Origin of the sequence: Isobaculum melis (genome assembly GCF_900111355.1) — a bacterium.
GTDB lineage: Bacteria > Bacillota > Bacilli > Lactobacillales > Carnobacteriaceae > Isobaculum > Isobaculum melis.
The window spans coordinates 1-24937 of record NZ_FOHA01000021.1; the positions used below are offsets into that span (position 1 = coordinate 1).

The window sequence follows — 24937 nt, forward strand, 5'->3', positions numbered from 1 at the left end:
ATCTCTTAAACATTAAATAGTGTGGTGGCGATGGCAAGAAGGATACACCTGTTCCCATGCCGAACACAGAAGTTAAGCTTCTTAGCGCCGATAGTAGTTGAGGGTTTCCCTCTGCAAGGGTAGGACGTTGCCACGCATTTAATTATTCCGAAATAGCTCAGTTGGTAGTAGCGCATGACTGTTAATCATGATGTCGTAGGTTCGAGTCCTACTTTCGGAGTCATATATCTATCAAATAGAAGAAGGATATATATCAATACGTGAAGTATTGGGAAGCATTTTGAATCTGGAGAGTTGTCCGAGCTGGCCGAAGGAGCATGATTGGAAATCATGTAGGCGGGTAAACTGTCTCAAGGGTTCGAATCCCTTACTCTCCGTTTAGTTCTAATTAAAGGCCCGTTGGTCAAGCGGTTAAGACACCGCCCTTTCACGGCGGTATCACGGGTTCGATTCCCGTACGGGTCATTTTAAAGTTGGAGGTTTAGCTCAGCTGGGAGAGCATCTGCCTTACAAGCAGAGGGTCAGCGGTTCGATCCCGTTAACCTCCATTGTTTTTCTTAAAAAACAAATGTGGCGTAGTTAATTTAAAGTTGGTCTGGTAGTTCAGCTGGTTAGAATGCCTGCCTGTCACGCAGGAGGTCGCGGGTTCGAGTCCCGTCCAGACCGCCATTTTAAAATTAAATAATTACCTATAAAAATGGCTCGGTAGCTCAGTTGGTAGAGCAATGGATTGAAGCTCCATGTGTCGGCAGTTCGATTCTGTCCCGCGCCACCATTATATTGGAGGGGTAGCGAAGTGGCTAAACGCGGCGGACTGTAAATCCGCTCCTTCGGGTTCGGCAGTTCGAATCTGCCCCCCTCCACCATTTTTTTAATTTGAAATCTTTAACTTTTAGGGGTATAGTTTAAAGGTAGAACAGCGGTCTCCAAAACCGTTAGTGTGGGTTCAATTCCTGCTACCCCTGCCATTATATTTATGATGGCGATTGTGGTGAAGTGGTTAACACAGCGGATTGTGGTTCCGCCATGCGTGGGTTCGATCCCCATCAGTCGCCTTTAGAAGAAAATTAATTGAATGATGGCGACTGTGGTGAAGTGGTTAACACAGCGGATTGTGGTTCCGCCACGCGTGGGTTCGATTCCCATCAGTCGCCTTGTTATTATTTTATTTATTGGGCTATCGCCAAGCGGTAAGGCAACAGACTTTGACTCTGTTATGCGTTGGTTCGAATCCAGCTAGCCCAGTTGTTTCAAACTTATTCTGCAATTTGATGTTTCTTATTGACAGAGCTGTATAAGTAATTAAAGATGATGCGGAAGTAGTTCAGTGGTAGAACATCACCTTGCCAAGGTGGGGGTCGCGAGTTCGAACCTCGTCTTCCGCTTTTTTTATTTCTTTACGGCGGTATAGCCAAGTGGTAAGGCAGAGGTCTGCAAAACCTTCACCACCGGTTCAAATCCGGTTACCGCCTCCAATTTTTAAATTTGTTTATAAATAGAGTAATGCCGGTGTGGCGGAATTGGCAGACGCGCTGGACTCAAAATCCTGTGATCTCACGATCGTGCCGGTTCGACCCCGGCCACCGGTATACGTTGATACACCAGTATTCCTATAAGGAGTATTGGTGTATTTTTTTGTTATTTTAAAGAAATAAGTCACTTAAAAATCACTTAACTTAAAAATATCGTCTAATGGGTCGCTTACACTACGCTGTTTATTTGGATATAAGTGCGAATAAGTATCTATAGTAGTTGTGATACTTGAGTGTCTTAAACATTCTTTAATAGTGTCATATTCTTCACGCCCTTTACTTAAATGAATAAGTAGTGCAACGTGTGAATGTCTGAAATCGTGAATCCTAATGGGTCTTAACTTAGGGTTCTTTTTTAAATACTGTTTAAATTTTTTGTGAACCATATCCTTATTTGTCCGTTTTGGTTGAAATTGAAATACTTGTATTTCATTATCTAGCTCCATAAGATAAGACTCTAAAAGTTTTTGTTGTTCTGTCTTCCATTTTTTTTAGGTATCAGAAAGTTATTTGTTGATGGTGATTCGTCTGATTGAAGCTTTTGTTTTTGGTTCGCTAATGATCGTTTGACCTTTAATGATACTAGTTGTTTTATTGATGTTTATTTCTCCAGTAATAAAATCGATGTCATTCCATGTAAGTGCTAATGATTCCCCAATTCTCATAAAGGTAGAATCAGATCTTGATAGTGAAATACAGAAAAACACAAGCACTCCTACTAATGATAATTTGAAAGATTCTTCATCTGTAGCAACAGAAAAAGAATCAGTAAATTATCAGGAAGATGTCAAAAAATTCTTAAAAAAAATGTACAATTATGATAACAAAACTGACAGAGTGGTCAAACTTGAAGACTCTGTCACGGATTCCTTTAAGAATTATTTATCAGCTATTCAAGGAACATCAAACTTAGAATATCAGAGTGTGTTACAAAATTATGATATTTATAAGATTGATGAAGTGAATGAGACTGTAGTTGTTCGTGTAAAATCAATGTTTAAAGTTAGTGAACAAAATCAAACGGTAATGGATACATTGTTAACTTTTAAATTCAAAGATAGAAAAGTGGATAAACAATCTATTGAAGCTATTCAAAGTCAAAATCAAATGAAACAATGGTAGATTAGTTTAATAAAAATTCTATGCGTAGTATTTTTGCGTATAGAATTTTTGCTTTTTCAGTGATATAATGGTACGCAAAGAGCGATAAAATGAATATAATTTTGATTTAATTAAAAGTCGAGCTAAGTATTTAACGCCCTCAGAGCATGAGAATAGAAATTCGATGAGTTAAAAGTATAGTTTTGTACATTGAAAGAATAAATCATGGTTTTATAAATAAGTACAAAATATTACGATTTAAGTTGCAATATGTTAAGTGAGATATTTTATACGAGGTGTAAGTATGATTGATGATAAAGAATATGAAATTTTTTTTAAAAAAATGAACTCTCTAAGAGATTCAATTGATGATGAGTATAGTAATAACATAGTTTTTCTGCTTAATCATAAAATCCCAATGATTTTTGAAAAAAGTAAAACGAATTTTATTTTTATGTCTCCTGAAATTGTTAAAGAAAATTTAAGTGAACATTATATATTTTCAGAATTAATAAAAAAGTATAGCATTGAAGTAAAAGAATATAATGATAATGATGAAATTTATGATTTACTTAATTTTTTTTACAATATATTGAAAGAAAAATTAGATGATTTAATTGAGCAGTCTATGCATGTATATTTATTTTCATTGCAGCAAATGTTAGATTACAATATACATATGACTTTGAATTTATCTGAATTATTTTCAGGAAAAGATATAGAGTATAAAAAAATAGAAGAACAAGTATCAAGAGATATTTGTTACACATTTTGGTATCATAAACAGTATTTTAAAAGTAAAGGAAAACAAATCAATGAGGCTACCTTATATTTAAATAATTTATTAGCAAGAGATAAACAAGCAATACAAAAATCAATAAGTTATATTTTATCAAAAAAACAGCTTGTTGATGCTGATGAAATAAGTGATAGTAACTCTTTTGATTTTGTCGAACTTTTAAATACCTCTAGGGCTATCATATTAGTTTTAGAATTATTGGATATCTTTAAAACTAATAAAAAAACAAAAATAAGAGTAACTGATGACTATTTATATCTAAAAAATAGTGATAGTAGAGTTAAAGATAATTGCTTAGAAGAACAGATTAAAAAAGTTAGTATCGGGCATAACATAACTGACTATGAAACATTCCAAGCTGAAATTTCTCCAGTTTGTCAAAAATATTTAGGATTGGAAATTTCAGAAATAGATATATTAATATCTAGATTACGAGAAAAAATGAATATATTCAGTTATGTAACGGGTACTTCCGATGATATTAGTAAATTAATTTCAGACATATCTAAGTTGGAATTAAGAAATGTCAAATTATTAATTAACCAGCTATTGCATAGTCAAGAATATATGAATAATTCAGGATTTTCCAATTATCAGAGGTATTTAAGAAAGCCATTGATTCCTTATGGTAATAACTATTATTGTGTGCAAATTTATATTCTTATATTTACGTTAATTGGATTGATTGAAGATATAAAATATGGTCTTGTAGAAAATCCAAAATTTAAAAAAGATTTAGAAAATCATGTTCAGAGTATGCAAAATATTTTTGAATATAATGTAGCAAAAATAATAGAAAATGAATTGCCAAAAAGTAAAATTATATGTGATGTTCCTCAAAATGCTATAGAAGGTATACATCTATATGGACAAATAGATGTTTTAGTACTTTATAATAGGAATGTTATTGTTATAGAGTGCAAAGCACTACCTATGAAATATGATATGAAATCACAAGTAAATGCTTCTGGGAAAATAAATAGAGAATTTCAAAATAAAATAAATAAAAAGGTTTTAAATTTAAGGGAAAGAAAAAGTTATGTAGAAAAATTTTTTGAAGGTGAAAAAATTAACAAAATTAGAGGGGTAATTGTTTTGAAATATCCCATAAGTTCAACAGAGAGTACGGATAATTTAAAATTTCCTGTTATACATGTATCAGAGTTAATTGAATATATAAAAGAAAATAGTTGAATTTAAATAATACCAGAGCTTTGTAGTGTGTAGAGGTATTTTTAAAATAATTTGCTTGAACGTTGATATATCAACCTTTATAAAATCATGCATTTACTTATATGGAAAGACAGTAGACCCTTTCAATAATATATTGAAGTTATTCAAAGTCAAAATCAAATAAAACATGGTAGATTAGTTTAATAAAAATTCTATACGTTACATTTTTACGTATAGAATTTTTGCTTTTTCAGTGATATAATGTTATTTGGTTGATAAGTGCGACGAGGAGAAGTTAAATGAAGAATAGTATTGCTGGACTTGGATTATCTACAAAATTTTCTCATTTGAGATTTAAAAATATTGATTTGTTAGAATTTAAATCGTACAATTCATTATTAGAATTTGATATTGTGTTAATTGATTTAGACTGTATTTTATTAGAGTATGATACAGAAAATAATCCTTACAAGGGAAAAAAAGTTTTAACGATAGATAGTTCGTTCGAGTTCTTATCTGATTATGCCAGAATAAAGAATGAAATTGACTACTTATTAGATATTGGAAAAACTATCTATGTAACTCCACCTGTAGATAGAATTTTCTATATACATACTGGGGATAAGCAGTATTCTGGCACTGGTAGAAATCAGAAAATAACAAATGTAGTTCAGGAATTTGATATATTAGATATTGTCCCGATTTCATTAGATACTACTATTAGTTTTGGTGACAAAGTAACACCTTCAACAGATTCAGTTTATAAGGCTCTATTTGAAGTTAAAGGGATGGATTATTGTTATAATGCATATTTTGAGTCTTCGGATACTGGGATACCCCTTGCTTATGTTACAAACACAAAAAAAATTGTCTCTCAAGCTTTTTCTGTAAGTAAAGGGCACATAGTTTTATTACCATCTGTTTTGGACAGTGAACACTATTTAACTGAAAAAAAATTTCGCGAAGTGGTAAATTCTTTCTTGCATGTTATTGATGATTTGGAAGAAGAAATAAAATCACCACTATCTGATTTCTCTTTGCCAGAGTGGGCTAATAAATATAATATACTTGATGAGAAAGAAAAAAAGAAAAAAATTGAAGAAATTGACTTGGAAATTGAAAAATTAATGAGCACACGTGAAAAAATTAATAACAGCTTGATTGGTATCCAAAAATATAAATTAGTATTCACATCAACTGGAAAAGAGTTAGAAAGTATAGTCTGTGAGTTGCTTTTAGATTTAAGATTTGAAAGTGAATCTGTTGAACATAATCGAGCTGATGGAATTTTTAAATATGGGGATACTAAAGTAGTTGTTGAAATTAAAGGAGTTAATGGTAGTTCTGCTGAGAAACATGGTGCCCAGTTAGAGAAATGGGTTGCAGAGTTTATTGAAAAGGAAGGCATAACTCCCAAGCCATTGTTGATAGTAAATGGATTTAGAAATAAAGATTTATCTGTTAGGAACGATGATGTTTTTCCAAATCAAATGGTCAATTATTCAGTAAAAAGAGAACATTGTTTGATTTCCACGTTACAATTATTAGGTATTTATTCTGAAATAAAAAATAATCCATCAAGTAAGGATACTATTATCAATGAGTTGTTAAATACTATTGGAATTTATGATAAATTCAATGATTATAGAACATTTTTGTAAAATTACTGACTTTGCACTGAATTAGGTTGTTTTTGGGATGTATTCATAGTTTCAAAATGTGATAAATATTATTAAACATTGTATTTTGTTACTAATAATAACATATAATAGAACTCAAAATCCTGTGATCTCGCGATCGTGCCGGTTCGACCCCGGCCACCGGTATATCTAGAGCACCAACGTTTTCAATTATGTTGGTGCTCTTCTTTTTGTTTTGGTTATTTTTAGGAAAGTCTCCACTTTGTGCCATGAATGTTTCCAGATATAAGCAGAATAAATAAAAAACTAAAAATAACCATGTCAAAAGATGAGATTGAAAAATTTGTCTACCAGAAAGTCGAATGTGAAACTAATATTATAATAAAATAGGCAAGAACTATTATATTGAAGATAAGAAAAATAAAGTTAGACTTACTGTTACTGTTAATTCCTATACATATAGAATTATTACTGCTGACAAACTCTGAACGCTATAGCTTTATAACTTGCTATATTAACATGAGTCAATTACTAGCACCCAAAAATCAATAAAAATAAGCCACTCAATTCGTTAGGGAATGAGTTGGTTTATGTTGTGTTAGGATTGTGTTAAAAGAGGTTATTTAGCTTATCTGACATGCTTTCCTGCTTAACTTTGGTAAAGATGTCCATATGTGTCGTAAGTCGGATGAATGGAGGCGTGACCGAGTCTTTCTTTAATTGGAAATTCCTTTTCGCTATTCTCAACTAATAAGGCTATATGTGAGTGTCTAAAGTCATGAATCCGAATCCGTTTTAGCTTTGTTGTTCGCTCTAGAATGGTATTGTACTTGTTAGTTACCATGTGACAAGTGGTTATATTAGGGACATATTGAACTGGTTTCAGGGATAAGAATTCTTATCATGAAGCTATTGAATCAATAAAAGAACTGTTTCTTTATTGTTCTGATAGGATGTTCACTAATACATTATTGTTTTATAGTCTTTAGTGAGTTGTGTTTTGTGTGATACTTCTCTATAATCAAGATGACTTAAATTAGGGCATTTGCCTTATCCTATAACTAGTAAGCGAATAACATTTTAGTTGGGAAAAAGTTGTTCTCTATTACTTGTTTTTTGAGGGAAGTCAAAGCGGAATATGTTAGTTGGAGGAACGCTGTGAAGAAGGATTATATTTAAAGTGTATGTCTTTTATTCTTAGGTGTACAAAACTTTGGTAATATTTTCCATCATAAAATTGTAATATTGGAAATATCGCTAAAATAAAGATCTTGTAAGGCAACAATATGAGCTGCTAAAGCTAGTGGAAATAAATAAAAAGATAGTTATCAAGATGATATTCTGAGCTTTTATAAAAAAAGTAGCACTTTTTTGGTAAGTGTCAGTTTTTATTCATTTTAACTTCACTTAGCTAATTATCATGAGTTTAATAAAAATTGGAGGTTTTTTTATGAAAAAAATAATGCGTATTATCTTATCTTTAGGGGTATTTGCTTTAGTTGCTGGATGTAACAATGCAGCAACTACAAAGGACAGCAATTCTGACAAAAAGAATATTTCTGTTACTGTTATTTTAAAAGAAAATCATGAAGAATTTGATAAGAAAGAAATTAAAGTAGCTGAAAATACGGATTTACAAACTGTTATGGAAGAGAATTTTGAAGTTGTTACAGATAATGGTTTTATCAAAGCGATTGCAGGTAAAGAACAAGATAATGCAGAACAAAATACAAAAGGTAGTTATTGGCTTTATGATGTAAATGGCACACCTGCTGCTGTTGGAGCAAGCGATACAAAGCTTAAAGACGGTGACGAAATTGTCTGGGATTTAAGTGGACAATAAGCTATCTAAAGGCTAAAAATAAAAGAAGGTTGAAGCAAATAAACCTTCTTTTTGATTTGTCTATTGCTAGCATTTTTTTGCTTTATTTAAAATAAGTTTTATTATGAAGAAGGCAGTTAAAGGGATAGTTGGCGCATCATGATGATGTTTTGAAGAAACTAAAAAGAGTACAAATTTGCGTTTCATTGTGAGCATACTTGTAACTTATAAGAAAAATCCCTATAATGAGTGCTAGAAATCATAAAATGATATGTGTTAAGAAGTAGGGAAAGAGGTGCAAATCCTCTACAGCCCCAATCTACTGTAAGAAGGACGAAATCTCAGATACCACTGAATAGTTATCTATTTGGGAAGGTGAGAAAGTAGGATGAATTTAAGTCAGAATACCTCTCTTAATACTCATAGTTACTACAATTCTTATTGGAGGAGTTGTCTAGTACAATTCATCAGATAAAGCAAAGGGACCGCTTCTTTGTTTATCTATTTTTTAGTATGAGTCTGTCTCTAGGAATCCTTTGATTATCATTGGATGCCTATTTTTATTTTCATTTAGAACAATTAATGCAACTCAAAGTATTATTTAACAAAATAGCAATCAGCTAAAACGTATATGATTGATATAAAGGAGCGCAAACATGCATACTGTATTAAATGATGTTCATCCAATTACAAGTTTTTGCTATTATATTGGCGTTATGATTTTAAGTATGATGTTTTTGCATCCTGTATTTTTAATTGGTGAACTATTCTTATTCATATTGTATAATATTTGCCAACATAATGGTGCTAAAATGAAACAAATGTTTAAAGGCGCATGGTTTTTTATAGGAGTGATTGTCATCGTAAATCCATTATTAAATCATCAAGGAACACATCATTTGTTTTATATTGGTCGTAATCCTATTACCTTAGAAGCTATAATATATGGTGGATTACTAGCCTTGTCTTTTTGTTGTTTAATGTTTATTTTTCTTTCTTATAATCTGGTGATTACTAGTCATAAATTTCTTTATTTATTTTCAAGAATATCTCCTCAGTTAGCGTTACTAACTATGATTACTATGCGATTTGTTCCACTTTTTATTCGTCGCTTAACAACCATTAAAGCAATTCAAAAAACACGAGGGATTCAAATGGATAGTGGAAATATAAAAACGCGTGCACGCAATGGGATGCATTTAGTTCAGATTTTGTTGGTGTGCTCATTAGAAGAAGCACTACAAACTGCAGATTCAATGGAAGCAAGAGGCTATGGCGTAAAAAAAAGAAGTAGTTATTTAAGGTATCATATGGAAAAACGTGATATTTTTAGTTTAATTTTAGGTGCAATAATTTTAGGGATTTGTATTTATGGTAAGCTTAAAGGATTTGGGGATTTACAAATTTATCCGTCATTAGGTTCATTTGGTTTGAAAGGAATCGAGGATGTAATGTTGTTGATACTTACCTTATTATTTACAGGCTATCCTTTAATATTAGAAGGGAGGGAATGGTTATGGTGGCGTTGGCAGAAATAAAGGATTTAACCTTTAGCTATCCAGAGGAAGAAGAATCTGCATTGGTCATTAATTCTTTAGTGATTGAAGAGGGAGATTTTATGGTGTTAGCTGGATCTTCTGGCAGTGGGAAAACGACTTTATTGCGACATTTTAAAAAAGAGTTATGGCCAGTTGGAGAAAGAACGGGAGCGCTATTTTATCAAAATAAGCCTTATCAAGAACTATCAGGTGTATTGTCTGCAACTGAAATTGGAATGGTTTTCCAAAATCCAGAAAACCAAATTGTGATGGATAATGTGATGAGTGAATTGGCTTTTTCATTGGAAAATATTGGGTGTCCCTCTCAAATAATTGAAAAAAGGATTGCTGAGCTTATCAGTTTTTTAGGGTTTCAAGATTTACTTGAACAGCCCATTCATACATTATCTGGTGGGCAAAAGCAATTGGTTAACTTAGCAGCAGTATTGATTTTACAACCTAAATTATTAATTTTAGATGAACCAACAGCTCAGCTTGACCCAATTGCTACACGTGATTTTTTAGGCTTATTAAAAAGAATTCATGAAGAATTAGGGATCACAATTGTTATGAGTGAACATCGATTAGATGAAGTTCTTCCCTTAGCAACAAAATTGGTGATAATGGGTGCAGGTCGTATTATTGAAAATAGTGAACCTGTTACAGTAATAAAAAAATTATGGAAAGAAGCAGACAAACAGTTATTTATTCCTCAAATTCCGCGTTTATTTTTAGAAATGAGTTTAACAGCCTTACCTTTTTCAGTCTTAGCTGGACAAAGGGCGTTACCTAGCTTGTATCAGCCGTCTGTGCTAAAAGTTGAAGGAGAAAAAGAGCAAGATAATCCATTTTTAGTGGCTAACTCAATTCATTTTCAATATGAAAAAAATGGTCGCTCTATTTTAAGGGCATTGAATTTTTCTATTTCAAAAGGTGAATGGATTGGGATTGTTGGGAAAAATGGAACAGGTAAATCAACCTTTTTAATGGTTTTAGCAGGTTTATTGACACCTCGTAAAGGCAAGGTCACATTGCAGGGGCAGTCATTAAATAAGCTGACACAACAAATGCGCTATGAGAAAATTGGGTATGTTTCACAAAATCCAGCGTATCATTTTGCTTATGATACGGTGTTTGATGAATTTTATCAACGTAGTTTGCAGCTTCATTTGGAAAATCCTGAGAGAGCAGCTAATGAGATGTTGGCAAGGTTAACCATTCAGCATATCGCTAATAGACAGCCCTTAGATTGTAGTGGTGGTGAGCAACAGCTTGTTTCTTTGGGCTTAGCTTTATTGTCTAATCCAGAAATTCTTTTGTTAGATGAACCAACCAAAGGCTTAGACCCCATTCGAAAATATTATTTAGGGTTGCTTTTACAGCAGTTAAAAGAAGAGGGAACGACAATTGTGATGACCACCCATGATATGGAATTTGCTGCAACCTATGGGACAAGGGCTGCATTGTTATTTGATGGGAAAATTATTTCAGAGGGATTGACTCAAGACTTCTTTAGTGATAATTTCTTTTATACCACGGCTATTAATCGATTGGTTCGAAAGCAATTGTCTAGAGCTTTAAGTTGGGAGGATGTGATACCCTATGTCAAAAGTTAAAAAAAATGTATGGTGGCTAGTTTTTTCTCTATTGTTTCTTTTAGTTTTAACAGTTGCGATAAGTGACCAATATTATTTGCTTGTGAGTTTTTTATTTTTGATTGGTACAATGGTTCCTTTATATAGCCGTTTTGAAAAGAAAAAAATACAGTCACGAGAAATTGTTTTTCTAGCTGTTTTAGGTGCAATAGCGGCAGCAAGTCGTGTGCTTTTTTTTGCCATCCCAAGTGTTCAACCAATGACATTTGTTGTCATTGTTTCAGGTATGGTGCTAGGTAGTGAAGGTGGCTTTATGATAGGGGCTACAGGGGCTTTAGTTTCTAACATGTTTTTAGGTCAAGGCCCATGGACACCATGGCAAATGTTTTCTTGGAGCATGATTGGATTAATAGCAGGCTTATTAAAGGATTCTGCATTGTTAAAAAATATGCGGAGTCGCTTGCTTTTTGGATTTGTCATGGGTTTTCTTTTTGGTTGGGTTATTAATTTATGGTCTGTGATTGCCTATATCCATCCGTTATCTTGGCTGGCATTTATTCAAGCCTATATAGCCAGTTTTTATTTTGATTTAGCGCATGCTTTGTCTAATGTATTTTTCTTGTGGCTTTTTAGCTCATCATGGATAAAAGTGATGAGACGTTTTCAAAAAAAATATGGTTTACTAGATTGAACCTAAAAAGTTATAAGAAATAGAATCATTAAAAAGGAGGAAATAGTGAATGAAAAAAGTCATGTTTATTGGTTCAATTGGTTGTGGGAAAACAACCTTATGCCAAAGAATCGAAGGGGCTGAATTATCTTATCATAAAACACAAGCTGTTCAATTTCATGCAGATATGATAGATACGCCAGGTGAATTTATCCAACATCGTCAATACTATAGTGCTTTAACCGTTACATCGACTGAAGCTGAGGTTGTTGCACTATTAGCAAGTGTGAGTGAGAAAGAACAAGTTTTTGCACCACTTTTTGCCACACTTTTTGCTAAGCCCACGATTGGGATTGTGACAAAAATTGATTTAGCAGCTAGCGAAGCAGATATTATTGAAGCAGAAAAACGACTTTATTTAGCAGGAGCAAAAGTTGTTTTTAGAGTCTCATCTTATGAAGATGCTGGGATTAAAGAATTAGTTGATTATTTACAATAAGAGTCAATCAAGCGCAACAAACTTTTAATGATGGCTAGTTCTTATGAGCCAACTCTTCGGAAAAAAGATAAATTGTAAAAATGACAAAAAGCGTCATTCTTCCAATTTCCTATTTTTCTTTCAGAGTAAATCGGGCACAACAAACTTTTAATAGGGGAGTGAATTGAAATGAAGATTTATACAAAAACTGGCGATAAAGGAATGACTCGTTTAGTAGGTGGTGCACAAGTCAGTAAAGATTCAGCTCGTGTTTCTGCTTATGGAACATTGGATGAATTAAATTCATTGGTTGGTTTTATTGTCAGTCAAATGAATGATACAGAAAATACTGATATCAAAGCAGAGCTAGCTGAAATTCAACAGTATTTATTTGATTGTGGAACAGATCTAGCAACACCAGATGGGATTCGTGAATACCGAATGACAAAGGAGCCAACGAAATGGTTAGAGTCGCGCATTGATGTTTATACGGAAATTCCGCCTCAAATTGAAGAATTTATTATTCCTGGTGGTACACCAATTGCTAGTCAATTGCATATGGCAAGAACAGTTGCAAGACGTGGAGAACGTTATATTGTGAGTGTTGCTTGGACTGCTGAAATCAACAGTCATGTGTTAAAGTTTGTCAATCGTCTATCTGATTACTTTTTTGCAATTGCTCGTGTGGTAAATTACCGTGCTAATTGTCAAGATGTTCATTATCAACGTAGTGGTAAAGTTTTTCATAATGGACCTGCAAAATAAAGATTTGAGATTGCAAACAATTCCAAATATGTTATAATGAAGCAGATAAAATATAGCTTGTTTAAATTATTTTAGAAAAATGGAAGTTTGGTGAAAATCCAACGCGGTCCCGCCACTGTAATAAGCAATGCTTGCTTTAAGTCAGGTCTTTTCTTCTAAAATACTCTGGTACTGTTGTTTCGAGGCAAAACAATAGGCTTTTGTTCCAGTGCGCACTTGTCTCTGGGACTTTTTTTGTTTAGCAAACATCTTCGTATGTTTCTAAATTGTCCATTGCTTTTAGTAGGTGCCTTTCATTAAACAGCTTTTCTATGAAAATAGAAATTTTATCAAGTTCTCTGCCTTCATCAGCAGAAAACAGCGCCACTTGCACAATGTTGTGCACAAAAAGACAGTGGGCAATAACCTTCTCAATGACGCCGAAGGGATAAGTACAATGAGGTGCTTTGATTGCCTATCTTTTATTTATTTTAGACATTGGTATTGACAGTATCCACCCAAAGTAGTAAATTATAAATGAATTGAATATGTTTCTCACAAGGATGTGGGATAATCTGATATAGCAAAGAAGCTTTAGAAAGATGTGCAGGATGACTGCCTTTTTTCTAAAGCTTCTTTTTTGATTATTTCACGAAAATACCTATAAAAAAGCTTGAAAGGAATGTTGCAAATATGGAAAAAATAAGTTTTAAAACAGATTTGTTTATTGGAGAGAATGCGTTAGATCGTTTAAAGGATTATCAAAATAAAAAAATATTTATTGTGACGGATCCATTTATTGTTAGTTCTGGTATGATTGAAACAGTTACTTCAAGAATTGAAGCGAATAATGAATTTGAAATTTTTAGTGAGATTATTCCGGATCCACCTATTGAAAATGTGGTAGCGGGAATTAGTGCTTTAAATGCCTTTGATGGAAATTTAATGCTTGCAATTGGTGGCGGTTCAGCGATTGATGCTGCTAAGGCGATGAAGTTTTTTGGTCAGAAATTAGGAACGGTTAAAGCGATGCCTTTTGTTGTGATTCCAACAACTAGTGGAACTGGTTCAGAGGTTACCAATTTCTCAGTGATCACCAATCAAGAAAAAGCGATGAAATATCCACTCGTGACAGATGCTATTTTACCAGATGAAGCAATTTTAGATGCAACATTGGTTCGCTCTGTACCACCAGCGATTACAGCTGATACCGGAATGGATGTCTTAACCCACGCACTAGAAGCTTATGTTTCTACAAAAGCGAATGACTATTCGGATGCTTTATGTGAAAAAGTAGTGATGCTCGTTTTTGAGTATTTAGAACGCGCTTATCGTAATGGGGATGATATGGAAGCTAGAGAAAAAATGCATAATGCTTCATGTTTGGCTGGAATGGCCTTTAATATTACTTCTTTAGGCTTGAATCATGGGATTGCCCATGTTGCAGGTGCGAAGTTCCATATTCCTCATGGGCGTATGAATACTTTATTACTTCAACATGTGATTCGTTATAATGCGGGCATTACTGATTTTCAAAGTGTGCCAACCAATGAAGCCGCAAAACGTTATACTGCTTTAGCTAAAATATTAGGTTTACCTGCCAGCAACACGCGCATTGGTGTGCGCAGTTTAATTAATGAAATTAAACAGTTACAGAAAAAATTAAATATGCCAACAACGCTAACTGAATGTGGGGTTACAAAAGAAGTCTTTACCACTGAAAAACATGCAATTGCTGTTGGCGCATTAAAAGATGGCTGTACGGCAACAAATCCAAGAGTACCGAAAGAATTAGAGATTGAAGAGATTTTAGATACAATGTTGGTTTAGAGGATTGACATCGCTTTCCAGCTGGAATATAATGTTTAAGAGCACAAAGGCGTGCATAACAATTAATGATTGAGCAACGATGCTCCTTAAAAGAGATTTTATCTTTTTTTAAGGAGCTTTTTATGTTCTTTTTTCTAGCATAAGCAAAATAAAGTTTGTCATTTCAGTAAGGATTTTCCAATAACATGTAGAAAATAGGTGGAGAAATGGAAGAGAAACAAAGAATGATTCAGGAATATGTTCCTGGTAAACAGGTAACATTGGCACATATTATTGCCAGCCCAGATCAAACAATCTATGAAAAATTGGGTTTGTTGGATTGCAATTATAATGCAATCGGTATTTTAACAATTACACCTAGTGAAGCGGCCATTATTGCTGTGGATATCGCTACGAAAGCTGCGAATGTCCAAATTGGCTTTATTGATCGTTTTAGTGGATCAGTTGTTATTACTGGAGATGTTGCTTCTGTAGAATCTGCTTTATCCGAAGTTTTAAGTGGTCTTGAAAAGATTCTAGGATTTACAGGTACACATATTACAAAAACTTAAATCTTTTCTAACAAGACTTTGTTTAAATGAAGTGACTTAAATTTTCTTAAATGCCTTTGTTGACGTTTTTATTTGATATAAAAAATGATAGGAAGTGACAGAATGAATGGAAGAATTGTAATAGTCGATGATGAACCTATTACAAGGATGGATATTCGTGATATTTTAGAAGCAGCTGGCTACGATGTTGTAGGCGAAGCTTCAGACGGGTTTGAGGCCATTGAACTTTGTAAGAGTCAGCATCCCGATTTAGTCATTATGGATATTCAAATGCCTTTATTAGACGGCTTGAAAGCAGGAAAGAAAATTGCTTCTGAGCATTTAGCAGGAGGTATCATTTTATTGTCAGCCTTTAGTGATGCCACCAATACTGAACGTGCAAAAAACTTTGGTGCTTTAGGCTACTTAGTCAAACCTTTGGATGAAAAATCATTGATTCCAACTGTTGAAATGAGTATTGCCAAAGGAAAAGAAACGCAAAAGCTAGAAGAACAGCTTACTAAGTTAACAAAGAAATTAGAAGAGCGAAAAATTATTGAGCGCGCTAAGGGTAGCTTAATGATTGAGCATCAGATTACTGAAGAAGATGCTTATCAAATGCTTCGAACATTAAGTATGGATAAACGCTGTCCGATGATTGAGATTGCTGAAATGATTGTGATGACAGATGATTAAGAATCAAATAGCAGCACTTTGTCAAAAGTATTCTGATTTAACAGATGCAGATATTGATGAAATTTGTTTTCAAGCGCATAAAATTGAAATGAGCACCATGTATGCTGAACAAGATGTTTTTATTGATATTATCAATATTTACACGAGAGAAGCAGTGGTCATTTATCATAAGCCACCAACCAAGGTTGCTTCGTTATACAAGGAAACAGTTGTTGGAAAAACGGCAAAGCGTGAAAATGAACCAGGTGTGTTAAGAACCTTTGAAACAACACTTAATTCTGAAGGGCTACTAGCACGGAATCAAGAAGATAAATTAATTAGACAAAAAGTGTATCCTATTCGCAACAATAAAAGAAATATAGCGGTTCTCATTATTGAAGAGGATGTCAGTCAAACGATTAAGGATAGCTTTGAAGTCAGTCATAAACACCAAGATTTTGTTGAAGTTTCTTCTGCTTTACAGGCAATCGAATCATTTAATGAGTCCATTGTGGATAATCTGAATGATGGGATTTTGATTTTTGATAAAGCAGGTTACTTGCTACAAAAAAATAAAGCAGCTGATCTTTATTATGAATCCTTTGGTTATATCGGAGACATTCTAGGGTTACATTATGATAATTTATCTTTAGATTTATCGACTTTTGAACAATTAGCTTATTTAAAAACAACGGGTGAATGGTCTAATTCTCATGTTAAAGAAGTGAAATTTGATTCTTATTATTTTGCAATGAAGCAAATTTTTGTTGATCAAGAAAATGTTTTTATTATGATGTTGCAAGATAAAACTGAAATTAAAGATAAAGAAGCAGAGATTATTTCTAAGTCAGTTGCGATTAGAGAGATTCACCATCGGGTAAAAAATAATTTACAATCAGTTGTTTCCTTGTTACGCATTCAAGCAAGACGTTGTGAAAGTCAAGAAGCTAAAACTGTTTTAAACGAAAGTGTCAGTCGGATTTTAGCTATCTCAGCTACGCATGAATTACTATCTAAACAAGTTGAGGATGGCATTCAGTTAAAGACAGTCTTAGAATCAGTTGTTTATAATATTCAACGCTGCTTTTCAGAGCGTCAGCAAATTACAATTATGAATGATGTCAGTCCAGAAATCGTTATTGATAGCGATCGCACGGTTGCCATTGCCTTAATTGTGAATGAATTATTACAAAATAGTTATGATCATGCCTTTGAAAATGACCAAGTTGGCTTGATTCAATTAACAGCCAAAAAAGATGAAAAAGTCATTACCATTTCGGTTATTGATAATGGTACGGGCTTCGATGTGAAAAAAGTTGCGACAACAAGTTTAGGTTTACAAATCGTCAACAGCTATGTGAAAGATAAATTACGTGGCAAAATAAAAATTAAATCAAATAGAGAAATTGGGACAAGTACTTGTTTCTCTTTTAAAAACTAAGACTGACGCTGCTGTCAGTTTCATTTAAGCAAAGACGCTTAGAGTTAGTGATCCTATCAAGATAGGATGCTTTCTTTAGGTGTCTTTTTATGTTTTTAGTAGCTTAGCTTACTAACTGCTGGCTTTATCATCATTCATTAAAAAAGGAAAAGCTTTAGTGGATGGGCAATATCAAGAGAGGAGTTCAGAACAATGACAGAAAAAATCCTAAGCGTTGGAATTGATTTGGGTACTTCTACGACGCAATTAGTTTTATCTGAATTATTCATCGAAAATATGGCTTCTGCTTTTTCAATTCCGCGAATTGTGATTTCAGATAAGAAGGTCATTTATCGAAGTGATATTCGTTTTACACCGATTTTAGCTGATAATTTAATTGATGCGGATGCGATTAAAGATTTTGTTGAAGCACAATATTTAAAAGCGGGCATTCAAAAAGAAGACATTCAAATGGGTGCTGTGATTATTACTGGTGAAACGGCTCGTAAAGAAAATGCCAGTAAGGTTCTATCCGCTTTAAGTGGTTTTGCGGGAGATTTTGTTGTAGCAACTGCCGGTCCAGATTTAGAAAGTATTATTGCTGGTAAAGGGGCTGGAGCACATCTTTACTCAAAGGAAAAACGTTTGTCAGTTGTGAACTTAGATATTGGTGGAGGGACAACCAACTTAGCCTTATTTGAAGAGGGTGAAGTGGTTGATACTGGTTGCTTAGATATTGGCGGTCGTTTGATTAAGGTGGAGCCAAAAACGAAAAAAATTACCTATATTGCACCTAAAATACAGGAGATTATCAATAAAAAAGGCTTAGCTATCCAGTTAAATCAGCCCACAAGTGTTGAACAATTACAGCCGATTATTCAAGAAATGGTGCATTTGCTTGAAAACAGTGTGGGGCTTGGAATGCAAAGTCAGTTTTATCAATACATCATTACGAATAAAGGCTTGCGTTTGGGTCAATGTATTAAAGGCATTTCATTTTCAGGTGGGGTAGCCGATTGTATTGCCAAAGAACTACCAGAGGATCCCTTTAAATATGGGGATATTGGTTTGTTATTAGGGCAAGGTATTGCTCACTCAAGATTAGTGATGGAAAAGGAAGTCATTCCATCTGTTGAAACGATTCGTGCAACGGTTGTGGGTGCAGGCTCTCATACTGCTGAAGTTAGTGGGAGTACGATTACCTATACAAAAGCAATTTTACCCATTCAAAATATTCCAATCTTGAAATTAGCAAAAGCAGATGAGATTGGAACAAGTGATGAAATGGCGACTAAAATTCGTGAGAAGTTGCAATGGTATCAGCTAGAGAATGAATTTCAAAAGATTGCTCTTGGTTTGTCTGGAGAGAAAAATCCAAGCTTTCAAACCGTGTTAACACTGGCAGAAGCGATTGTCAAAGGTTTAGAGACCTTGATTCAGCGGAAAGAACCATTAATTATTATGGTGCAGGAGGATATGGCAAAAGCCTTGGGTCAAAGTATTCATAGCTTATTACCAAAAGATTATCCTTTTGTCTGCTTAGATAGTGTTCGGGTTGAAAATGGAGATTATATTGATATTGGCAATCCAATTGCTGGTGGAACAGTATTACCTGTAGTAGTGAAGACGTTGGTTTTCAATTAATTTAAACCACTGATTAATAGAGAGAAAAGAAGGATGAGGAGGATTTAAGAATGATTTTAAAAACAGTACTGTTCGGTAAAACTTATCAATTTAAAACAGTCATGGAAGTAATGGCAAAAGCTAATGAAGTGAAATCTGGTGATAGCTTAGCCGGGATTAGCGCAACTTCCGCAGAGGAAAGGGTTGCAGCTAAAGTTGTTTTAGCGCAACTAAAATTATCAGATTTATACAATAATCCAGCTGTACCTTATGAAGATGATGAGGTAACACGTATTATTATTGATGGCGTGAATAAAAGAACTTATGAGCAAATTAAAAACTGGACAGTTGAACAGCTAAGAGAATGGTTATTAGATCTTAGAACAACGGATCACGATATTAAAATTCTAGGTCGCGGTTTAACATCAGAAATGATTGCTGCTGTTGCAAAATTAATGTCGAATATGGATTTAATTTATGCAGCGAAAAAAATGGTAGTAACAAAAACTGCGAATACGACGATTGGTGTACCGGGACATTTTTCAGCTCGTTTACAACCAAATCATCCAACCGATAACATTGATGGGATTATGGCTTCATTAATGGAAGGTTTATCATACGGGATTGGTGATGCAGTGATTGGTCTAAATCCAGTTGATGATTCAACGGAAAGTGTGAAACGAATCTTACATCGTTTTGAAGATTTTCGTCAAGAATGGGAAATCCCAACTCAAACTTGTGTCCTAGCTCATGTTAAAACACAAATGGAAGCGATGCGTCAAGGCGCACCAACTGGGTTAGTTTTCCAATCAATTGCTGGTTCTGAAAAAGGGAATACTGCTTTTGGGTTTAATGCAACTGATATTGCTGAGGCGAAAAAATTAGCTTTAGAAGTGGGCGCAGCTGCTGGTCCAAATGTGATGTACTTTGAGACTGGACAAGGTTCAGAATTATCTTCAGGTGCACATTATGGTGTCGATCAGGTAACAATGGAAGCTCGTTGTTATGGTTTTGCGAAGAAATTTGATCCATATTTGGTCAATACAGTTGTTGGGTTTATTGGACCTGAATATCTATATGATTCTAAACAAGTCATTCGTGCTGGTTTAGAAGATCACTTTATGGGTAAATTATCTGGGATTTCAATGGGCTGTGATGTTTGTTATACCAACCATATGAAAGCTGACCAAAATGATGCTGAAAACTTAGCGGTTCTATTAGCATCAGCAGGCTGTAACTTTATTATGGGGATTCCACATGCGGATGATGTGATGTTAAATTATCAAACAACTGGCTACCATGAAACGGCTACATTGCGTGATATGTTTAATTTACGTCCAACATCTGAATTTGATCAATGGATGGAAAAAATGGGCTTTAGTATCAATGGTAAATTAACAGAGCTTGCCGGCGATGCATCTGTATTTTTGAAAAAGTAAAGGAGGGAGTCGCATAAAATGGTAGATGAAAAGAATTTAAAAACAATTATTGAAAACATTTTAAACGAAATGACAGCTGGCAATGTTGATGTCACAAATGATGTTCAATCAGCAGTTGCTGTTAAGGCAGCAGAAACTGTCTCTCAAAGTAAGATTGAGGATGGCTGTATTCCGGATATTACAGAAGTAGATATTAAAAAACAATTTTTAGTGCCACATGCTGAGGATCCAGAAGGTTATCAAAAAATGAAGCAATATACGCCTGCTAGATTAGGCTTATGGCGTGCTGGAACGCGTTATAAAACACAATCAACATTGCGTTTTAGAGCCGATCATGCTGCTGCTCAAGATGCAGTTTTCTCTTATGTAGATGAAGCATTAGTGAAAGAAATGAACTTTGTTGCAGTTGAAACATTATGCCGTGATAAGGATGAATATGTTACCAGACCAGATTTAGGCCGTCAATTCTCACCAGAAATGTGTGAAAAGATAAAAGAAAATACAACACATGGTGCAAAAATTCAAGTTGTTGTAGGTGACGGACTAAGCTCGGCTGCAATTGGTGCCAATATTAAAGAGATTATTCCTTCTATCAAACAAGGCTTGAAAATGTTTAACTTGGACTTTGATTCCGTTGTTTTTGTAAAACATGCACGTGTACCATCAATGGATAAAATTGGTGAATTAACCGATGCAGATGTTGTTTGTCTTTTAATTGGTGAGCGCCCTGGATTGGTGACAGCTGAGTCAATGAGTGCTTATATTGCCTATCGTCCAACTGTCGATATGCCAGAAGCTAGACGTACAGTGATTTCTAATATTCATAGTGGCGGGACTCCTGCTGTTGAAGCAGGGGCTTATATCGCTGAGTTAATCAAAAATATGCTTGATAAAAAGAAATCTGGTATTGATTTAAAAGAAGCTGAATAAGGGAGGAACAATTGAATGAAAAATGATCGTTTAGGTGCAAGTGTATTAAGCGTTAAAGTCATTTCTAATGTAGATGCAGCAATGGCTGAGTCATTGAATTTAGGACCAAATCAACGCAGTTTAGGATTGATTACTTCTGACTGTGATGATGTCACCTATGTGGCATTAGATGAAGCAACCAAAGCAGCTGAAGTTGAAGTCGTTTATGCGAAAAGCTTATACGCAGGTGCAGCAAATGCTTCAACAAAATTAGCAGGTGAAGTCATTGGGATTATTGCTGGACCAAGCCCTGCTGAGGTTAAAAGTGGCTTAAGTGTTGCAATTCAAGAAATTGAAGAAGGTGCTAGCTTCATTAGTAGTAACGATGATGATTCAATTCCATATTTTGCACATTGTGTTTCTAGAACAGGGACTTTCTTATCAAAAGAAGCCAATGTTCCAGAAGGTGAAGCGTTAGCTTACTTGATTGCCCCACCTTTAGAAGCCATGTACGCACTAGACGCTGCTTTAAAAGCAGCAGATGTTGAGATTGCAGCATTTTACGGACCACCATCAGAAACAAACTTTGGTGGTGCGCTATTAACAGGAAGTCAATCAGCTTGTAAAGCAGCCTGTGATGCATTTGCTCAAGCTGTTGAAGTGGTCGCAAGTAATCCAACCGCATACTAAAGTTAAGGGAGGCTTAAGCTAGTGGAATATGAAGCATTAGGCATGATAGAAGTCATCGGTTTCTTAGGAGCCGTTGAAGCGGCGGATACAGCCTTAAAAGCTGCAAATGTCACTTTTGTACAAGCAGAAGTTATTAGTGGCGGTTTAACCACCGTTCAAATAGTAGGGGATGTTGGTGCAGTACAATCAGCTGTTGAAGCAGCTGTTTCAGCAACAGAAAAATTAGATTGCTTAATTGGTAGCCATGTGATTCCAAGAATGGACGCTGCAACTGCTAAGATGGTCTTTTCTAAGCTTGCTAAAAAAGAAAAGGTTTCTATTGAAGAACCAATGGAAAACACCATGAAATCGACAGAGGTATCAAGTGTAAATGCTGCGAAAGAAAGCTTGAAAAAAGAAATTCAAGAGGTCGTTGAAGAAAGCTTAGATCAAGAATTAGCGCAAATGAAGGTTGTTGACTTACGCAAAATGGCTAGTCAAATGGAAGTAACGTCCCTTTCTAAAAAAGAGATTAAATTTGCTAACAAAAAAGCCTTAATCGATGCGATTCAAGCAGAAAAAGAAAGGAATGACAAGTAGTGACAATTCAAGATAAAGATTTATTATCCATCCAAGAAGTCCGCGATTTAATTGGACAAGCTAAAAAAGCGCAAAAAGAATTAGCCAATATGTCACAAGAACAAATTGATGCAATTTGTGAGGCTATCGCAAAAGCGGGTTATGATAACCGTGTGAAATTAGCGCAAATGGCTCATGAAGAAACTGGATTTGGGATTTGGCAAGATAAAGTCGTTAAAAATGCTTTTGCTTCTCAAGGCGTTCTTGAAGCAATCAAGGATATGAAAACAGTTGGTGTTTTAAGTGACAATGAGGAAACTAAAGTGATGGAAGTCGCTGTTCCTGTTGGGGTTGTTGCTGGTTTAATCCCTTCAACAAATCCAACTTCAACAGTCATTTACAAAGCCTTGATTTCAATCAAAGCTGGAAACAGTATTGTCTTTTCTCCACATCCAAATGCTTTAAATAGTATTTTGGAAACAGTGAAAGTGATTGAAGCCGCAGCAGTAGCAGCAGGTTGTCCTGCTGGTGCCATTAGTACAATGAAAGTTCCTACCATTCAAGGAACAGATCAATTGATGAAACATCAAGATACGTCGTTAATTTTAGCGACAGGTGGTTCGGCAATGGTAAAGGCAGCTTACTCATCAGGTACACCAGCAATTGGTGTTGGTCCAGGAAATGGCCCAGCATTTATCGAGAGAACAGCTAATATTCCAATGGCAGTTAAACACATTCTAGATTCTAAAACCTTTGATAATGGAACAATCTGTGCATCAGAGCAATCAATTATTGTTGAAGAAAATAGTCGTGATGAAGTCATTGCTGAATTGAAAAAACAAGGTGCTTACTTCTTAAATGCGAAGGAAGCAGAACAACTTGAAAAATTCATTATGCGTGCAAACGGTACAATGAACCCTCAAATTGTTGGTAAATCAGTTCAACGTATTGCTGCATTAACTGGCTTATCTATTCCAGAAGGTGCGCGTGTCTTAATTGCTGAAGAGAGCCGTGTAGGGTCAAAAATTCCTTACTCTCGTGAAAAATTAGCCCCAATTTTAGCTTTCTATACTGCACCAAACTGGTCAGCAGCCTGTGAGCTAAGTATTGATATTTTAAATCATGAAGGTGCAGGTCATACAATGATTATTCATTCAGAGGACAAAGCGGTTATTCGTAAATTTGCCTTGAAAAAACCTGTTTCAAGATTACTAGTCAATACACCAGGTGCTTTAGGTGGAATTGGCGCTGCAACAAACTTAATGCCAGCTTTAACTTTAGGCTGTGGTGCAGTTGGTGGCAGCTCAACTTCTGATAATATCGGTCCAGCTAACTTATTCAATATTCGTCGTGTTGCTTATGGTGTCCGTGAATTAGAAGAGTTACGTGGAACAGATGCGCCAAGTACAGCAACTGTTGCAACCGATGAAAATAAAGAAGCATTAATTAATGTTTTAGTAGAGAAAGTCTTAGCTCAATTACAATAATATTTGTAATAAATATTAGGACGTGTCTGAAAACTACAGTGGCGAATATTTTCGTGATGATGATGAAACTCGTCGTCAGAAATACTCGTGGTTGAGACAAAACTCAAAAGTTTTATCTCAACCACGTACATTGCCTCCGTAAACGGTGGCCAAAAGTCAGGCTCTTCGGAAATTTCACAAAATCCAACCAATACAAAAAGTGTATTGTTTGTCTTTTGCTCCAATTTCTCAAGCCTTAACGCCTTTTGTCTCAACCTCTGTGTTTTCTTTCTAGATTTTCAGAATCATCTCTGAAAAATTCGGATACCACTGTCGTTTTCAGGCACGTCCTAATAAAAATAAATAAAAAAACACTAGGAGGAACAATATTATGGCAAACGCAAATGCATTAGGAATGATCGAAACAAAAGGTTTAGTAGGAGCAGTAGAAGCAGCAGACGCAATGGTGAAAGCAGCTAACGTAACATTAATCGGTAAAGAACAAGTTGGTGGCGGATTAGTAACAGTTATGGTTCGTGGCGATGTTGGCGCTGTTAAAGCTGCAACTGATGCAGGTGCTGCAGCAGCTGAACGTGTTGGACAATTATTATCAGTTCACGTAATTCCACGTCCACACTCAGAAGTAGATGCAATTTTACCAAAAACTGCTTTATAAGATCATGATCATACCTGAAAAGAATTCTT

The 24937-nt window shown here is 34.7% G+C and carries 23 protein-coding genes, 14 tRNA genes, 1 rRNA gene and 2 riboswitches; of the genes, 36 read left to right on the forward strand and 2 right to left on the reverse strand.

Translation table 11 applies throughout. The annotated features are described in order from the left end of the window. Positions 1-20 precede the first annotated feature (20 nt). From rrf to BMW29_RS12060, 15 genes are all read left to right on the forward strand, one after another. Positions 21-136 (forward strand): 5S ribosomal RNA (gene rrf / locus BMW29_RS11990). Between the two features lie 10 nt (positions 137-146). Further along, positions 147-220 (forward strand) — tRNA-Asn (locus BMW29_RS11995). A gap of 68 nt (positions 221-288) precedes the next feature. Next, positions 289-377, forward strand: a tRNA-Ser gene (locus BMW29_RS12000). Positions 378-393: 16 nt separating this feature from the next. Further along, positions 394-465 (forward strand) — tRNA-Glu (locus tag BMW29_RS12005). Between the two features lie 10 nt (positions 466-475). Beyond that, positions 476-548 (forward strand) — tRNA-Val (locus BMW29_RS12010). 44 nt (positions 549-592) lie between these two features. Continuing rightward, positions 593-669, forward strand: a tRNA-Asp gene (locus BMW29_RS12015). Between the two features lie 30 nt (positions 670-699). After that, positions 700-775 (forward strand) — tRNA-Phe (locus BMW29_RS12020). Between the two features lie 7 nt (positions 776-782). Continuing rightward, positions 783-866 (forward strand) — tRNA-Tyr (locus BMW29_RS12025). Between the two features lie 28 nt (positions 867-894). Next, positions 895-968: transfer RNA gene (locus tag BMW29_RS12030), tRNA-Trp, on the forward strand. A 14-nt stretch (positions 969-982) separates the two neighbouring features. Continuing rightward, positions 983-1055 (forward strand) — tRNA-His (locus BMW29_RS12035). 26 nt (positions 1056-1081) lie between these two features. Further along, positions 1082-1154: transfer RNA gene (locus BMW29_RS12040), tRNA-His, on the forward strand. A gap of 19 nt (positions 1155-1173) precedes the next feature. Beyond that, a tRNA-Gln gene (locus BMW29_RS12045) sits at positions 1174-1245 on the forward strand. Positions 1246-1313: 68 nt separating this feature from the next. After that, positions 1314-1385, forward strand: a tRNA-Gly gene (locus tag BMW29_RS12050). Positions 1386-1401: 16 nt separating this feature from the next. Beyond that, positions 1402-1475 (forward strand) — tRNA-Cys (locus BMW29_RS12055). 30 nt (positions 1476-1505) lie between these two features. Beyond that, positions 1506-1589: transfer RNA gene (locus tag BMW29_RS12060), tRNA-Leu, on the forward strand. A 71-nt stretch (positions 1590-1660) separates the two neighbouring features. Here the strand turns inward: BMW29_RS12060 and BMW29_RS12065 are convergent. Beyond that, on the reverse strand, positions 1661-1978 hold the full coding sequence (locus BMW29_RS12065; RefSeq protein ID WP_092653707.1) for a tyrosine-type recombinase/integrase: 318 nt from the start codon (positions 1976-1978) through the stop codon (positions 1661-1663). Between the two features lie 151 nt (positions 1979-2129). On the opposite strand from BMW29_RS12065, the gene BMW29_RS12070 reads away from it, so the two are divergent. The 4 genes from BMW29_RS12070 (at position 2130) to BMW29_RS14240 (ending at position 6733) form a co-directional block, all read left to right on the forward strand. Next, on the forward strand, positions 2130-2654 hold the full coding sequence (locus BMW29_RS12070; RefSeq protein WP_143047366.1) for a hypothetical protein: 525 nt from the start codon (positions 2130-2132) through the stop codon (positions 2652-2654). Positions 2655-2937: 283 nt separating this feature from the next. Beyond that, positions 2938-4626: a nuclease-related domain-containing protein gene (locus BMW29_RS12075; RefSeq protein ID WP_092653711.1), complete on the forward strand. Its 1689-nt coding sequence runs from the start codon at positions 2938-2940 to the stop codon at positions 4624-4626. Between the two features lie 278 nt (positions 4627-4904). Continuing rightward, positions 4905-6266: a hypothetical protein gene (locus tag BMW29_RS12080; RefSeq protein WP_092653713.1), complete on the forward strand. Its 1362-nt coding sequence runs from the start codon at positions 4905-4907 to the stop codon at positions 6264-6266. A gap of 383 nt (positions 6267-6649) precedes the next feature. Further along, positions 6650-6733, forward strand: coding sequence for a hypothetical protein (locus BMW29_RS14240; RefSeq protein ID WP_425431606.1), 84 nt, complete (start codon positions 6650-6652; stop codon positions 6731-6733). 161 nt (positions 6734-6894) lie between these two features. On the opposite strand, the gene BMW29_RS14245 is transcribed toward BMW29_RS14240, so the two are convergent. Continuing rightward, positions 6895-7089, reverse strand: a complete 195-nt coding sequence (locus tag BMW29_RS14245; protein ID WP_425431605.1) for a site-specific integrase — start codon at positions 7087-7089, stop codon at positions 6895-6897. Positions 7090-7695: 606 nt separating this feature from the next. On the opposite strand from BMW29_RS14245, the gene BMW29_RS12090 reads away from it, so the two are divergent. From BMW29_RS12090 to BMW29_RS12170, 17 genes are all read left to right on the forward strand, one after another. Beyond that, on the forward strand, positions 7696-8088 hold the full coding sequence (locus BMW29_RS12090; RefSeq protein ID WP_092653715.1) for a DUF4430 domain-containing protein: 393 nt from the start codon (positions 7696-7698) through the stop codon (positions 8086-8088). A 217-nt stretch (positions 8089-8305) separates the two neighbouring features. After that, a riboswitch (cobalamin riboswitch) is annotated at positions 8306-8497 on the forward strand. A gap of 226 nt (positions 8498-8723) precedes the next feature. Continuing rightward, on the forward strand, positions 8724-9605 hold the full coding sequence (locus BMW29_RS12095; RefSeq protein WP_092653717.1) for an energy-coupling factor transporter transmembrane component T: 882 nt from the start codon (positions 8724-8726) through the stop codon (positions 9603-9605). Beyond that, positions 9584-11221 (forward strand): ABC transporter ATP-binding protein, encoded by a 1638-nt coding sequence (locus BMW29_RS12100; protein WP_092653719.1) that lies wholly within the window; start codon positions 9584-9586, stop codon positions 11219-11221. The genes BMW29_RS12095 and BMW29_RS12100 overlap by 22 nt, the downstream gene beginning before the upstream one ends. Continuing rightward, positions 11208-11891, forward strand: a complete 684-nt coding sequence (locus tag BMW29_RS12105) for an ECF transporter S component (RefSeq protein WP_092653721.1) — start codon at positions 11208-11210, stop codon at positions 11889-11891. The genes BMW29_RS12100 and BMW29_RS12105 overlap by 14 nt, the downstream gene beginning before the upstream one ends. Before the next feature lie 49 nt (positions 11892-11940). Continuing rightward, the gene (locus tag BMW29_RS12110; RefSeq protein WP_092653723.1) at positions 11941-12369 is read left to right on the forward strand and encodes a EutP/PduV family microcompartment system protein; all 429 of its coding nucleotides are present in this window, start codon (positions 11941-11943) and stop codon (positions 12367-12369) included. 168 nt (positions 12370-12537) lie between these two features. Beyond that, complete coding sequence (locus BMW29_RS12115; RefSeq protein ID WP_092653725.1) at positions 12538-13113, forward strand: cob(I)yrinic acid a,c-diamide adenosyltransferase; 576 nt, start codon at positions 12538-12540, stop codon at positions 13111-13113. Positions 13114-13167: 54 nt separating this feature from the next. Then, positions 13168-13316: riboswitch (adenosylcobalamin (AdoCbl) riboswitch) on the forward strand. A 469-nt stretch (positions 13317-13785) separates the two neighbouring features. Next, on the forward strand, positions 13786-14922 hold the full coding sequence (locus tag BMW29_RS12120) for a 1-propanol dehydrogenase PduQ (protein WP_092653727.1): 1137 nt from the start codon (positions 13786-13788) through the stop codon (positions 14920-14922). Between the two features lie 206 nt (positions 14923-15128). Beyond that, the gene (eutS, locus tag BMW29_RS12125; RefSeq protein ID WP_092653729.1) at positions 15129-15473 is read left to right on the forward strand and encodes an ethanolamine utilization microcompartment protein EutS; all 345 of its coding nucleotides are present in this window, start codon (positions 15129-15131) and stop codon (positions 15471-15473) included. 102 nt (positions 15474-15575) lie between these two features. After that, positions 15576-16148: an ANTAR domain-containing response regulator gene (locus BMW29_RS12130; RefSeq protein ID WP_092653731.1), complete on the forward strand. Its 573-nt coding sequence runs from the start codon at positions 15576-15578 to the stop codon at positions 16146-16148. After that, positions 16141-17568, forward strand: a complete 1428-nt coding sequence (locus tag BMW29_RS12135; protein ID WP_092653733.1) for a sensor histidine kinase — start codon at positions 16141-16143, stop codon at positions 17566-17568. The genes BMW29_RS12130 and BMW29_RS12135 overlap by 8 nt, the downstream gene beginning before the upstream one ends. A gap of 192 nt (positions 17569-17760) precedes the next feature. Beyond that, on the forward strand, positions 17761-19191 hold the full coding sequence (gene eutA / locus BMW29_RS12140; RefSeq protein WP_092653735.1) for an ethanolamine ammonia-lyase reactivating factor EutA: 1431 nt from the start codon (positions 17761-17763) through the stop codon (positions 19189-19191). Between the two features lie 50 nt (positions 19192-19241). Beyond that, positions 19242-20609, forward strand: a complete 1368-nt coding sequence (locus BMW29_RS12145) for an ethanolamine ammonia-lyase subunit EutB (RefSeq protein ID WP_092653737.1) — start codon at positions 19242-19244, stop codon at positions 20607-20609. An 18-nt stretch (positions 20610-20627) separates the two neighbouring features. Continuing rightward, complete coding sequence (gene eutC, locus BMW29_RS12150) at positions 20628-21539, forward strand: ethanolamine ammonia-lyase subunit EutC (RefSeq protein ID WP_177165776.1); 912 nt, start codon at positions 20628-20630, stop codon at positions 21537-21539. Positions 21540-21554: 15 nt separating this feature from the next. Continuing rightward, entirely contained in the window at positions 21555-22208 is a 654-nt protein-coding gene (eutL, locus tag BMW29_RS12155; protein ID WP_092653739.1) for an ethanolamine utilization microcompartment protein EutL, read from the forward strand. 21 nt (positions 22209-22229) lie between these two features. Continuing rightward, positions 22230-22787 carry a BMC domain-containing protein gene (locus BMW29_RS12160; RefSeq protein ID WP_092653741.1) on the forward strand — a complete coding sequence of 186 codons (558 nt, stop codon included), beginning with the start codon at positions 22230-22232 and terminating at the stop codon, positions 22785-22787. Beyond that, entirely contained in the window at positions 22787-24253 is a 1467-nt protein-coding gene (locus tag BMW29_RS12165; RefSeq protein WP_092653743.1) for an acetaldehyde dehydrogenase (acetylating), read from the forward strand. Before BMW29_RS12160 ends, BMW29_RS12165 begins: the two co-directional genes overlap by 1 nt. 370 nt (positions 24254-24623) lie before the next feature. Further along, a complete protein-coding gene (locus tag BMW29_RS12170; RefSeq protein ID WP_092653745.1) occupies positions 24624-24908 on the forward strand; it encodes a BMC domain-containing protein in 285 nt (94 codons plus the stop codon). Positions 24909-24937 lie beyond the last annotated feature (29 nt).